The 12,265-nt window shown below is 71.9% G+C and carries 12 protein-coding genes; 8 read left to right on the forward strand and 4 right to left on the reverse strand.

The window, feature by feature from the left end; translation table 11 throughout:
- Positions 1–14: 14 nt before the first annotated feature.
- The 6 genes from ACVW2K_RS10485 to ACVW2K_RS10510 all read left to right on the forward strand — a co-directional run bounded on the left by ACVW2K_RS10485 (position 15) and on the right by ACVW2K_RS10510 (position 7,405).
- Positions 15–851: an FAD binding domain-containing protein gene (locus tag ACVW2K_RS10485; RefSeq protein WP_457202459.1), complete on the forward strand. Its 837-nt coding sequence runs from the start codon at positions 15–17 to the stop codon at positions 849–851.
- On the forward strand, positions 848–1,429 hold the full coding sequence (locus tag ACVW2K_RS10490; protein WP_457202460.1) for a (2Fe-2S)-binding protein: 582 nt from the start codon (positions 848–850) through the stop codon (positions 1,427–1,429). Before ACVW2K_RS10485 ends, ACVW2K_RS10490 begins: the two co-directional genes overlap by 4 nt.
- A gap of 209 nt (positions 1,430–1,638) precedes the next feature.
- Complete coding sequence (gene cutA / locus ACVW2K_RS10495) at positions 1,639–4,017, forward strand: aerobic carbon-monoxide dehydrogenase large subunit (protein WP_457202461.1); 2,379 nt, start codon at positions 1,639–1,641, stop codon at positions 4,015–4,017.
- Positions 4,014–4,649 carry an SRPBCC family protein gene (locus ACVW2K_RS10500; RefSeq protein ID WP_028637134.1) on the forward strand — a complete coding sequence of 212 codons (636 nt, stop codon included), beginning with the start codon at positions 4,014–4,016 and terminating at the stop codon, positions 4,647–4,649. The genes cutA and ACVW2K_RS10500 overlap by 4 nt, the downstream gene beginning before the upstream one ends.
- Entirely contained in the window at positions 4,646–6,022 is a 1,377-nt protein-coding gene (locus ACVW2K_RS10505) for an amidase (RefSeq protein WP_457202462.1), read from the forward strand. Before ACVW2K_RS10500 ends, ACVW2K_RS10505 begins: the two co-directional genes overlap by 4 nt.
- A gap of 219 nt (positions 6,023–6,241) precedes the next feature.
- Positions 6,242–7,405: a DUF222 domain-containing protein gene (locus tag ACVW2K_RS10510; protein ID WP_457202463.1), complete on the forward strand. Its 1,164-nt coding sequence runs from the start codon at positions 6,242–6,244 to the stop codon at positions 7,403–7,405.
- 13 nt (positions 7,406–7,418) lie between these two features.
- Here the strand turns inward: ACVW2K_RS10510 and ACVW2K_RS10515 are convergent, their stop codons facing one another.
- From ACVW2K_RS10515 to ACVW2K_RS10530, 4 genes are all read right to left on the reverse strand, one after another.
- Positions 7,419–7,730 carry a hypothetical protein gene (locus ACVW2K_RS10515; RefSeq protein WP_155992028.1) on the reverse strand — a complete coding sequence of 104 codons (312 nt, stop codon included), beginning with the start codon at positions 7,728–7,730 and terminating at the stop codon, positions 7,419–7,421.
- Between the two features lie 23 nt (positions 7,731–7,753).
- Positions 7,754–8,434: a DUF1684 domain-containing protein gene (locus tag ACVW2K_RS10520; protein ID WP_457202464.1), complete on the reverse strand. Its 681-nt coding sequence runs from the start codon at positions 8,432–8,434 to the stop codon at positions 7,754–7,756.
- Positions 8,427–9,125 (reverse strand): VOC family protein, encoded by a 699-nt coding sequence (locus ACVW2K_RS10525; RefSeq protein ID WP_457202465.1) that lies wholly within the window; start codon positions 9,123–9,125, stop codon positions 8,427–8,429. The genes ACVW2K_RS10520 and ACVW2K_RS10525 overlap by 8 nt, the downstream gene beginning before the upstream one ends.
- An 837-nt stretch (positions 9,126–9,962) precedes the next feature.
- Entirely contained in the window at positions 9,963–10,208 is a 246-nt protein-coding gene (locus tag ACVW2K_RS10530; protein WP_028637127.1) for a DUF2630 family protein, read from the reverse strand.
- Positions 10,209–10,269: 61 nt separating this feature from the next.
- Between ACVW2K_RS10530 and ACVW2K_RS10535 the strand changes: the two genes are divergently transcribed.
- Entirely contained in the window at positions 10,270–10,935 is a 666-nt protein-coding gene (locus ACVW2K_RS10535) for a lysophospholipid acyltransferase family protein (RefSeq protein ID WP_028637126.1), read from the forward strand.
- 92 nt (positions 10,936–11,027) lie between these two features.
- Positions 11,028–12,263 carry an amidohydrolase family protein gene (locus ACVW2K_RS10540; protein WP_457202466.1) on the forward strand — a complete coding sequence of 412 codons (1,236 nt, stop codon included), beginning with the start codon at positions 11,028–11,030 and terminating at the stop codon, positions 12,261–12,263.
- Positions 12,264–12,265 lie beyond the last annotated feature (2 nt).

The raw sequence follows: 12,265 nt of genomic DNA on the forward strand, positions 1-12,265 counted from the left end.
AGAGGAATGACTGAGTGAAGCCAGCACCCTTCGACTACCGCCGGCCGGGGACGCTCTCGGAAGCGATCGCGGCCCTGGCCGGCGAGCCGGACGCCAAGGTGCTGGCGGGTGGCCAGAGCCTGGTCCCGCTGCTGTCCATGCGTCTCGCAGCACCGTCGCTGCTGGTGGACATCAACGGGCTCCCGGGCCTGGACACCATCGAGGTCACGGACGAGGGCGACGAGCCGGGCGTGCGCGTGGGGGCGCTCGCCCGGCACGCTGCCGTCCTGGCCTCGGACGACGTACGCCGGGTGCAGCCACTCGTCCCGCTCGCGCTCGCCGACGTCGCCCACGCCACGATCCGCAACCGCGGCACCACCGTCGGGTCGATCGTGCACGCCGACGCGGCCGCGGAGATGCCGGTGGTGCTCACGCTGCTCGGCGGCTCGGTCGAGGTCGAGGGACCGTCGGGTCGCCGGACGATCCCCGCCGACGAGCTCTACGTCGGCCCGCTCGAGTCCTCGGTGGGGCACGACGAGATCGCGGTCTCCGCGTTCTTCCCGGCCCTGCGGCCCGGTGCCGGGGTGGGGTTCGAGGAGATCGCCCGGCGGCACGGCGACTACGCCCTCGTCGGTGCGGCAGCGCTGGTCGAGGGGGAGTCGGTCCGGGTCGGGTTCCTGTCCGTCAGCGACGTGCCGACGGTCGTCGACCTGTCCGGTGTCGCCGACGACGAGCTGGGCGACGCGGCCCTCGCGCAGCTCGAGCCGATGGACGACATCCACGCCACCGCGGCGTACCGCTCGCAGCTCGTGCGGGTGCTCACCACGCGGGTGGTTCGATCTGCACAGGAGATGGCTCGGGAGGGCATGTGAGCGAGGAGCTGCACGACGTACGGCTGACGGTGAACGGGACGACCCGCGAGGTCCGGGTCCCCGCGCGCCGGCTGCTGTCGGACGCGCTGCGCCACGACCTCGGCCTCACCGGCACCCACGTCGGTTGTGAGCACGGCGTCTGCGGCGCCTGCACGATCCTCGTCGACGGCGCCCCGATGCGGTCCTGCCTGATGTTCGCGGTCTCCGCGGCGGACCACGAGCTCACGACCGTCGAGGGCCTGGCGAACGACGACGGCTCGCTCGGCCCGGTCCAGCAGGCGTTCATGGACTGCCACGGGCTGCAGTGCGGCTTCTGCACGCCGGGCTTCCTGACCACGATCACGGCCGGGCTGCGGCAGAACCCGCACCCCACGCACGACGAGGCGCGCGACATGATCGCGGGCAACCTGTGCCGCTGCACCGGCTACCAGAACATCGTCAAGGCGGTCGAGCGAGCCGCGGAGCTGGCGGGCACGGCAGCGGGTGAGTCGCCGCCGGAGCCGCCGCGCCCCGGGTCGGCGCAGCTGCCGTCCGAGGACCGGGACGAGGACACCGCGTCGACGGGACTGGGTGCATGAGCACCCCACGGAACTGCGGGCTTCCCCCGCTTCGCTCCGCCACCCCGCACTTCCGAGGGGACCCCGCATGAGCACCCCACGGAACTGCGGGCTTCCCCCGCTTCGCTCCGCCACCCCGCACTTCCGAGGGGACCCCGCATGAGCACCCCACGGAACTGCGGGCTTCCCCCGCTTCGCTCCGCCACCCCGCACTTCCGAGGGGACCCCGCATGACGACGAAGCTGATGGGCCAGGGCGTCAAGCGGGTCGAGGACCAGCGCTTCCTGCGCGGCCAGGGCCGGTACGTCGACGATGTCGCGATCGGCGCCGACACGCTGCATGCCGCCGTGCTCCGGTCCCCGCACGCCCACGCCCGGATCCTCGACATCGACGTGGCCGACGTCCTCGACGTCGAGGGCGTGCACGCGGTCTACACCTACGACGACCTCACCGGCCCGATGGCCGAGCCGTTGCCGCTGCTGATCCCGCACCCGGCGCTCACGCACGGGCGCACGCAGTACGCACTGGCGAAGGACGAGGTCAACTACGTCGGCGAGGCGATCGCGTTCGTCGTCGCCGAGGACCGGTACGTCGCCGAGGACGCCGTCTCGCGGATCCGCGTCGACTACGAGTTCCTGACGCCGGTCGTCGGCGTCGACGCCGCGCGCGCCGCGACCGCGCTAGTGCACGAGGACGTGCCCGGCAACGTCGGTGCCCGGCTGGAGCAGAGCGTCGGCGACGCGGTCACCGCTATCGCGAACGCCCCGCACCGGCTCGAGCTCGACCTGACGATCGAGCGCAGTGCGTGCATGCCGATGGAGGGCCGCGGCACCGTCGCCCGCTGGGATCCCGACATCAACCGGCTCCAGGTCTGGACGTCCACCCAGAGCTCGACCGGGGTCCGTGCCGCGGTCGCGGTCAAGATGGGCCTCGACCTCGGCCAGGTCGACGTGATCACGCCGGACGTCGGCGGCGGCTTCGGGGTGAAGATCAACCACCCGTGGCCCGAGGAGCTGCTGGTGCCGCTGGCGGCCCGGGCGCTCGGCCGCACGGTGAAGTTCACCGAGGACCGCCGCGAGCACTTCATCTCCTCTGCGCACGAGCGCGGCCAGGTGCAGCACATCGAGGTCGGGTTCGACGACGACGGCCGGCTGCACGGGCTGGACGTCGAGTTCTGGCACGACCACGGCGCGTTCACGCCGTACGGCCTGATCGTCCCGATCATCACCTCGACCCAGCTGCTCGGCCCCTACAAGCCGCAGAACTACCGGGTCGTGTTCGAGTCCCTGTACACCAACACCGTGATGGTGACGCCGTACCGCGGAGCCGGCCGGCCACAGGGCTGCTTCGCCATGGAGCGGACGATGGATGCGATCGCGGCGTACCTCGGCAAGGACCGCGCCGACGTGCGTGCGCTGAACTTCATCCAGCCCGACGAGTTCCCCTTCGACCAGGGGCTGATCTTCCAGGACGGCCGCGAGCTGGAGTACGACTCTGGTGACTACCCGGCGTCGTTGGAGAAGCTCAAGGAGCTGGTCGGCTGGGACGAGTTCCCGGCGTTCAAGGCGGAGATGGCGGCCCAGGGACGGCAGGTCGGCATCGGCCTCGCCTGCTACGTCGAGGGCACCGGCGTCGGTCCGTACGAAGGCGCCCACGTGCACGTCGAGACCTCCGGCAAGGTCAAGGTCGCGACCGGGCTCACGACGCAGGGACAGGGACACGCGACGGTGTTCGCGCAGCTGGTGGCCGACGAGCTCGGCGTGAAGTTCGAGGACGTCGAGGTCGTCACCGGCGACACCCGCCGGATGCCGTACGCCGTGGGCACGTTCGCCTCACGCGCCGCCGTGATGAGCGGCTCGGCGATCCACCTCGCCGCGAAGCGGACCAGGGAGAAGGTGCTCAAGATCGCCGCCGAGGCGCTCGAGGCCGACGAGAACGACCTCGAGATCGTGGACGGCGTGGTGTCGGTGAAGGGCTCGCCCGGCAACTCCATCGACCTCGGCACCGTGTCGGTGCTGTCCAACCCGCTGCGCTACGCCTTCGACGAGAAGTCCAGGGCGGCCACGCAGTTCTCGATCGGCGACCCCGGCAAGCCCCCGGTCGCGGAGGACGAGGAGCCGGGCCTAGAGGGCAAGGACTTCTACTCGCCCGAGCGGGCGACGTTCGCCTCCGGCATGCACGCGGTGATCGTCGAGACCGATCCGCTGACCGCCGAGATCACGATCCTCAAGTACGCCGTCGTCCACGACTGCGGCCACCTGATCAACCCGATGATCGTGGAGGGCCAGATCCACGGCGGCGTGGCCCAGGGCGTCGGGGGAGCGCTCTACGAGCGGATGGCGTACGACGAGTCCGGGCAGCTGCTCAACGCGTCGTTCATGGACTTCCTGATGCCCTACGTCACCGAGATCCCGGACGGCATCGACATCGACCACCTCGAGACGCCGTCCCCCCTGAACCCGCTCGGCATCAAGGGCGCGGGCGAGGCCGGCGTGATCCCGTCCGCCGCCGTGTTCGCCGCCGCCATCGAGGACGCCGAGGGCCTGACCATCACGGCGATGCCGATCTCGCCGTCCGAGCTGTACACCCTGCGCCAGGAGCACTCATGAAGATCGCTGGATCGAACGTCGTCGAGCAGCCCGTCGAGAAGGTCTGGGAGGCGTTGCTCGACCCGCGCGTGCTGGTCGCGACCATCCCGGGCTGCGAGCGGCTGGTCGCGACCGGCGGCCCCGGTGATCACGCCTACGACATGACCGTGACGGCGGGCGTGGCCGCGATCAAGGGCACGTACCAGGGCCAGTGCACCCTCTCGGACCTCGTGGAGCACGAGGGCATGACCATGCGACTCTCGGGTGCGGGTGCGCCCGGCACCATCGACGCCACCGTGCAGGTGTCGTTCGCCTCGCCGACAGCGGACACCACGGCCATCTCCTACGAGGCGGACGCGGTCGTCGGCGGCATGGTCGGCGGCGTCGGCCAGCGGATGCTCACCTCGGTGTCCAGGCGGATGGCCGGTGAGTTCTTCGGCAACGTCGGCCGGACGCTCTCCGCCCCGGTGACGGCCGCGGCCGGTGCGTCGGAGCAGGTCGCCGTCGGCGAGACCCCGGCCGGGGCCGCGGTCTTCTCCGCGCCGCCTCGCTCCGCCGTCTCGTCGCAGGGCGACTTCGCGAAGGGCATCGCCGTCGGGGCCGGGCTGGTCGTGCTCGGGGTCGTGGTCGGGCGATTGTTCGGCCGCCGATGACGCTGACGGTCGAGTCGACCGCACGCGACCAGGCGGCCGCCGTACGCCGGCGCGAGATCTCCGCGCGTGAGCTCCTCGAGCTGCACCTGGCGCGGATCGCGAAGCGCAACCCCCTGCTGAACGCCATCGTCTCGCTCGACGAGGAGCGGGCTCGCGAGGGCGCGCTGGCGGCCGATGAGGCGCTCGCGTCCGGCGTCGAGGTCGGGCCGCTGCACGGGCTGCCGTTCGCGTTCAAGGACACCCACGCGGTCGCGGGGTGGCGGACGACGTACGGCTCGCCGCTGTTCGCCGACCACGTCCCGGACCGGGACGAGCTGCTCGTCGAGCGGGTACGCCGCGCCGGTGTGGTGGTGATCGGCAAGACCAACGTGCCGGAGTTCGCGGCCGGCTCGCACACGTTCAACACGCTCTTCGGCACGACGTTGAACCCGGTCGACCCGAGCCGGTCGGCCGGCGGCTCGTCCGGCGGTGCGGCGTGCGCGCTGGCGTCCGGCATGGTCCCGCTCGCGGACGGCTCGGACATGGGCGGCTCGCTGCGCAACCCGGCGTCGTTCTGCGGCGTGGTCGGGCTGCGGCCGTCGCTCGGGCGGGTGCCGGAGTGGCCGCAGTCCAACCAGTGGGAGACCACCTCGGTGGGCGGCCCGATGGCCCGCAACGTCGGTGACCTGGCGTTGCTGCTGTCGGTGCTCGCCGGACCCGACCCCCGTGCGCCGCTGGCACTGGGCGACTCGGGCTCCTCGTTCGCACCGCCCCTGTCCGGCTCGCTGTCCGGGCTGCGCGTGGCGCTGTCGGTCGACCTGGGCGGAGCCTTCGAGGTGGACGATGAGGTGGCCGCGATCGTGTCCTCGTCGGCATCGGTGTTCGGGAGCGTCGACTCCGCCCACCCGGACCTCTCCGAGGCCGACGACACGTTCCGCACCCTGCGGGCCTGGCACTTCCAGGCGCGGTTCGGCGCGCTCCTGGCCGAGCACCCGGACGCCTTCAAGCAGTCGCTCGCCGACAACATCCGGCTCGGCGAGGCGCTGACCGGTGCCGACGTCGCCCGCGCGTACGCCCAGCGCACCACGCTGTCGGAGCGGATGCGGGAGTTCTTCTCGTCGTACGACGTGCTCGTGCTGCCGGTTTCCCAGGTGCCGCCGTTCCCGGCCGACCAGGAGTTCCCGACCTCCATCAACGGTCAGCCGATGGCGACCTACCTCGACTGGATGCGTGCGGCGTACTTCGTCACCGTCACCGGCTGCCCCGCGATCTCGGTCCCGTTCGGCCACACCGCCTCCGGCCTCCCGGTGGGGATCCAGATCGTCGCCGCCCACGGCCGCGACCGGTTCCTCCTCGAGGTGGCCGCGGCGTTCGAGGCGGCGGTTGCGGGGTGATGTCCGCGGCTCTCGGGCCGTGGGGTGGTGGTGGCGACGGAAAAGGCAGCTACGGGAGCGGTGGGTGGGTGGTCGTCGCCGGTTCCCGGCTTTCGGGTTCTTCGGGGCGCGATGCCTGTGGAAAGCGTCTCGGAATCGTGACCTGTTCGTTACCCAGGACCCTGTGGAGCAAGGGGTTCTGGGCCTCTCACTGTCGGTGCTCGATGCTTGAGTGGACCCATGACAGCGATGGCCACACCTCGACACCGGGTCTCGGTGGCCGTCGCGCACGCGCACGCGGAGATCGATGCGGTCGCGGATGCGTCGGTGTGGTCCATGGACGCCGCGGAGACCACCGCGACGCTGATCCAGCTGACCCGGCTGAAGGCACGCGTGGCCGAGCTCGAGGCGCGGGTCGCCGAGCACGCCGACGAGGAGGCGGTGGATGCGTGGGCGCACCGGACCCGGCAGACCAAGCCCGTGGTGCTCGGCCAGGTGCGGCTCGGCCAGGCGCTGGTCACCCGCGGCCATGTGCGGGACGCGCTGGCCGCCGGTGACCTGGTGGTCGAGCAGGCCAAGGTCATCGTCACCGCGCTGGACCAGCTGCCCGGCGATCTCGACACGGCCTTGGTGGAGAAGGCCGAGCGGCATCTGGTCGCGGCCGGCCGCGAGCACACCGCGCCGACGTTGCGGATCCTGGGCAAGCGGCTGATGGACGTGGTCGCCCCCGACCTGGCGGATGAGTACGAGGCGCGGCAGCTCGCCCGCGAAGAGGCCGACGCGCTGCTGGCCACCACCTTCACGATGGTCGACGACGGCCACGGCAAGTGCCACGGGAAGTTCACGGTCCCGTCCTTCCACGGCGCCGCGCTGAAGAAGATGCTGCTCGCGATCGCCGCCCCCAGGCGGCAGGACCCGCAGGAACCCAGCGTTCCGCTGCGGCCCGGACCCGAACGGAGGGGCCGGGCGTTCTGCGAGCTCATCGAGCGCTACCCCGCCCACCAGCTCCCGCAGACCGGCGGGGTGTCCGCGACCGTGGTGGTCACCATGACCCTGGAGGCTCTCGAGGGCCGGCTCGAGCAGGCCGCACTCCTCGACACCGGAGAGAAGATCACCGCCGCCACCGCCCGCCGGCTGGCCTGCGAGGCCGGGATCATCCCCGCCGTGCTCGGCGGACCCTCGGAGGTCCTCGACCTCGGCCGCACCCGCCGGTTCCACACCAAGGGCCAGCGCATCGCGATCGGGATCCGGGACCAGCACTGCACCGAGCCCGGCTGCGATTGGCCGCCGGCGATGTGCCACGTCCATCACGACATCCCGTGGAGCCGCGGCGGACCCACCGACGTCGACCACGGCCGACTCCTCTGCCCCAAGCACCACACCAGGTTCCACCGTCGGAACTAGGCCGATCCCGGCCTCATCCAGTAGCGCGGTGCCGGGATCGACGCGGGACCGGCTCGACCCCGACCGGCGGCCATGCTCGTTCGTCGTGCACGACCTCCGCCCACTCGCCGGCGGGGTACTGCTGGGCGACCTTCGTGGTCGCGGGTTTCCAGAAGAGGACGTCGCGGCTGTCGTCGAGGCGGTCCCGGACCCGGCGGAACAGGTGCGCGTAGACCGTCAGGACGCCGTGGACCTCCTGGCATGAGTAGTCGATCCACCGCGTCTCGCCGCGGATCGTCTCCCAGGCATCGAGGTGGGAGGTCGTCCTCCGCACCGTCACAGCCATGCGGCCACGCTAACCGAGCCCGGCTAGGACATCAGGGGCACCTGCTCGCCCGCGTCCACCGCGAACGGCAGCGTGTTCTCCGCCGGCGGTACGGGACACGTGGCGAAGTCGGTGTAAGCGCACGGCATGTTGTGTGCTCGGTTGAAGTCGAGCTCGACCGTCCCGTCGGCTGCCGGGGGAGAGGTGAGCAGCTGGCGCATGGCGGCGTACGTCGTGACGCCAGAGGTCGCGTCGCGGAACAGGATCCACAGGCGGCCGTCGTCCTCCGGCCACGCGACCAGCCGGTGCTCGGCACCGTCGCGCTCGAACACGACAGCCCCGGAGCGTCGGAGGCGGCCCGCGACGACCCACGCGGGGTCGGGCGGGTAGCAGGGCGTGCCCCGGTAGGTGCGCAGGTTCGCCGAGTCGGGACGGCGGGGCCGCACGATCACCCGGCCGTCGCGGTCAGCCACCTCCGCGGTGACGCCCTCGAAAGCAAGGGTCAGGCCGTCCTCGTCGACCGGCCCCAGCCGGCGCTCGCCGTCGTCGAGGGTGACGACGGGGCCGTCCTGCTCGCTGCGCCACTCGCCGGGCAGGTCGTCGAAGCGCTGCGGCTCGGCGGTCAGCCAGTGGATGGCGGTGATCGCCAGCCACCCGTGCGGGTCCCGCAGGCGCGCCTCACGGGCGGTCCGCCAGGTCTGCCACTCGGCCAGGAAGTCACCCATGAGCGAGGCAGAACTCGTTGCCGTCGGGGTCGGCCAGCTGCGCCTGGTCGAGCCGGGTGGCGCCGAGGGCGACCAGACGCGCGACCTCGGCTGCCCGGTCGGTGCCGGCGGAGGGCACGAGGTCGAGGTGCTGGCGGCCCTTGCCGGTCTTCGGGGCCACCGGGGGACCGCTCCAGGTGATCTTGGAGCCGCCTCGCGGCGACTGGATCGCAGTCTCCTCGTCCTGGTCCCAGACCAGTGGCCAGCCGAGCGCCTCGCTCCAGAAGTGGCCGACCCCGCGGGTGCCCTCGCAGTTGATGGCGCCGATGCGTCCGCAGCCGTCGAGGAACCGGTTCCCGGGCTCGATCACGCAGAGCTCGTTGCCCTCGGGATCGGCGAGCGGGACATGGTGCTCGTCCGGGCTGAGCACGAAGTCGAGGTGCCGGCCGCCGCGGGCGAGGACCAGCTCGACGGTGGCGCGCTGCTCGTCCCAGGTCGAGCTGGTCAGGTCGAGATGGACGCGGTTCGGACCGGCCTTGCCGGCGGTGGCCGGGAGGAACCGCAGCCGGTAGCCGGTGTCGTCGCGGGGCACGAGGGCGACGCGGTCCGCGGCGTCCGTCACCATCTCCCACCCCAGCAGCTCGGACCAGAACCGCGCGAGCGCGGTGGGGTCGTGGGCGTCGAAGCAGAGGGCGGCGAGGTCGGAGGCCACCCGGCGCGACGCTAGGCGGCCGGCGAACGCCGACGCAACGCGATTCTTTTCCACAGCCTCCGGTGGAAAACCTGGGGACAATGGCCCGGTCGGCTGTGGAGTACCGGGGTCGTACCTGTGGGCGACCGGCCAGTTCCTGTGGGACCCGAAGTTTGTGGGCGAAAGCCCTTGCGCACCGGTTCGCGACGGGCATAGAACTTCTCCCACGCCGTCCGGCAACGGAGAGCGGGACAGCTCGGAGACGAGGGTCCGAACGACGCGAGCCGGCTTGCCGGAGCGCGGCGCAGCGGCTGGGTGACGAGGTCGCTGGGACCGGAGTGGATGAGCTGTCGACCGGAAGCGTCACCGGTACCGGTCACCCGAAGGGCCCTTGCGACTCATACTCGCAAGGGCCCTTCTCTTGTGTCCGGGCCCGGGTGCCCGCGGATCGCCGTCATCATGCGCCGGCGGCCTCGCCGACGATGGCTCTCCACAGGAATCCCGCTCAACTGTGGGAATCCGAGCACTTCCTGTGGACGAAGAGGCGTCGATCTGTGGAGCAGTGGGTGACTTTCGGTGGAACCGAGGGAATGTCGGCGAAAGCCCTTGCGCAGCTGTTCCCCGAGGGCATAGAACTTCTCCCACGTCCTCCCGCAAGGGAAGGCGGGACAGCTCGGAGACGAGGGTCCAGACGGAGGTTCGCCGGCTTGCCGGTGGGCCGCCGCGGTGGCTGGGTGATGAGGCCGCCGGGACCGGAGTGGAAGAGCAGTCGACCGGGAGCGTCACCAGTACCGGTCAACGAAGGGCCCTTGGAACTCATACTTCCGAGGGCCCTTCACCTATTTCGCCCCGGCTCCGCTACTGGCGGTAGTTCTCCACCGTGCCCGGCGGACGTACGGCGGTGTCGGCCGGGTCCTGGCCGGCGGCCCGCCGGGCCCGCCGCTGGCGGAGGAGGTCCCAGCACTGGTCGAGCTCCACCTCGATGCCGCGGAGCTTCTCGTGCTCCTCACCCGGGGAGATGTCGCCGTCCGCGAGCGAGTCGCGCAGGCGGTGCTCCTCTTCGATGAGCGACTGGATGTGCTGCTGGATGTCGACGTCGGCCATCTCGCCAGTGTGGCACCGAGTCGATAGACCGACGGGTAACCGCGACACTGGGGCGGTGGTCATGTACTCGGTCCTGCACACGGTGGTCCCGCCCCTCGCCAAGGTGGTCTGGCGCCCGACGGTGACCGGCCTCGAGAACGTGCCGCGCACCGGGGCGGTGATCCTGGCCAGCAACCACCTGAGCTTCGCCGACTCGCTGGTGATCCCGATCGTGGCGCCCCGCAAGGTGCACTTCCTGGCGAAGTCCGACTACTTCCGCGGCGGCGGGGTGAAGGGCACGCTGCAGAAGGCGTGGTTCGAGGGGATGGGCATGCTGCCCGTCGACCGCGACGATCCGCGGGCGGCGATCGCCAGCCTGGACACCGCACTCGCGGTGCTCGCCGACGGCGGGGCGTTCGGCCTCTACCCCGAGGGCACCCGCTCGCGTGACGGCCGCCTCTACCGCGGCCGCACCGGCGTCGCGCACCTCGCGCTGACCGCGAGCGTCCCCGTCGTCCCCGTGGGCATCACCGGCACGGAGCGGCTCCAGCCGGTCGGCGCCCGGTTCCCGCGCGTCGTGCCGATCTCGGTCACCTTCGGCGACCCGATCCAGGTCGCGGGCCGGTACGACGGCGTGCCGCTGGGCCGGGCGCGGCGCGAGGTCACCGACGAGATCATGCGCGCCATCCAGGCCCTGTCCGGCCAGGAGGAGGCCGGCGTCTACAACGACCGGGCCCCGGACGCCTAGGACGTCTGCTGGCAGATGTTGCCGGAGAACGGGCCCTTCGTCGGCAATCGATGCCGTGGCCCGCTGCGGAGCCGGACCGGTTGAATCGACGCGTGCCCACCCACCAGCTCGTCGTCGCGGACGCGACGCTGCGCGGTCGGGACGGGCGCTTCCAGATCGGCATCGACGAGGGCCGGATCGCGGCCGTCACGCGGGACCCCCTGACCGGCGCCGAGGAGATCGACGCCGCCGGCGGCCTGGTCACCGAGAGCTTCGCGAACGGCCACCTGCACCTGGACAAGGTGCACACGCTGGACCGGATCGGCGACGCCGCGCTGACGGCGTACACGTCCGGGGAGATGGGCTCCGCGCTCCACTCCATCGAGCTCGCCTCGGCCGTCAAGGCCGACTACGACCGCAGCTGGATCGAGCCGAACGCCCGCGCGGCGGTGCTCGAGGCGGTTCGGTACGGCGTCCGCCACGTGCTCGCCTTCGCCGACGTCGACACCAGGGCGCGGCTCGAGGGCGTCGTCCCGCTGCTCGCGCTGCGCGAGGAGTTCCGCGGCGTGGTCGACCTCCAGGTGGTCGCGTTCCCCCAGGACGGCCTGGTGCGCGACCCCGGTGCGGAGGAGCTGGTGCGCGAGGCGATCGACCTCGGTGCGGACGTGGTCGGCGGCATCCCGTGGATCGAGCACACCGACGCCGAGGCCCGTGAGCACGTCCGCCGGATGTGCGAGCTCGCCGCGGCGCACGGCCGCCGGGTCGCGATGCTGGTCGACGACGCCGGTGACGCGAGCCTGCGCACCACCGAGATGCTCGCGACCGCGATGCTCGAGCACGGCCTCGAGGGCCGCGGCGTCGCGAACCACGCGCGCGCCGTCGGCCTCTACGCCCGGCCGACCCTCGAGCGCCTCGCCGGCCTCGTGAAGCGCGCCGGCCTCGGCTTCGTCAGCGACCCGCACACCGGCCCGCTGCACCTCCCGGTCCGCGAGCTCACGGCGATGGGGGTGCCGGTCGCGCTCGGCCAGGACGACATCGAGGACGCGTACTACCCGTTCGGCCGGCACAACATGGTCGAGGTCGCGTTCCTGGCCGCGCACGCCCTCGAGGCGGTCGACAGCGCCGGCATCGACCTGGTGTACGACGCCGTCACCACGACCGCCGCCGACGTCCTCGGCGTGGCCGGCCACCGGCTCGCCGAGGGCGGCAACGCGGATCTCGTCGTCCACCCGCACCCGACGCTCCGCGAGGTCGTCGGCCACCACGACGCGCCGGCGTACGTCGTCGCGTCGGGCAGGCTGGTCGCGAGCTCGACCTCCACCACGACGTTCCACCTGGAAGGACACTGAGC

This window comes from Nocardioides sp. HB32 (assembly GCF_054058995.1).

Coding starts and splice junctions, on each gene's coding strand:
- cutA (WP_457202461.1), top strand. CDS start 1,639: ATGACGACGAAGCTGATGGGCCAGGGCGTCAAGCGGGTCGAGGACCAG.
- ACVW2K_RS10500 (WP_028637134.1), top strand. CDS start 4,014: ATGAAGATCGCTGGATCGAACGTCGTCGAGCAGCCCGTCGAGAAGGTC.
- ACVW2K_RS10505 (WP_457202462.1), top strand. CDS start 4,646: ATGACGCTGACGGTCGAGTCGACCGCACGCGACCAGGCGGCCGCCGTA.
- ACVW2K_RS10510 (WP_457202463.1), top strand. CDS start 6,242: ATGACAGCGATGGCCACACCTCGACACCGGGTCTCGGTGGCCGTCGCG.
- ACVW2K_RS10515 (WP_155992028.1), bottom strand. CDS start 7,730: ATGGCTGTGACGGTGCGGAGGACGACCTCCCACCTCGATGCCTGGGAG.
- ACVW2K_RS10520 (WP_457202464.1), bottom strand. CDS start 8,434: ATGGGTGACTTCCTGGCCGAGTGGCAGACCTGGCGGACCGCCCGTGAG.
- ACVW2K_RS10530 (WP_028637127.1), bottom strand. CDS start 10,208: ATGGCCGACGTCGACATCCAGCAGCACATCCAGTCGCTCATCGAAGAG.
- ACVW2K_RS10535 (WP_028637126.1), top strand. CDS start 10,270: ATGTACTCGGTCCTGCACACGGTGGTCCCGCCCCTCGCCAAGGTGGTC.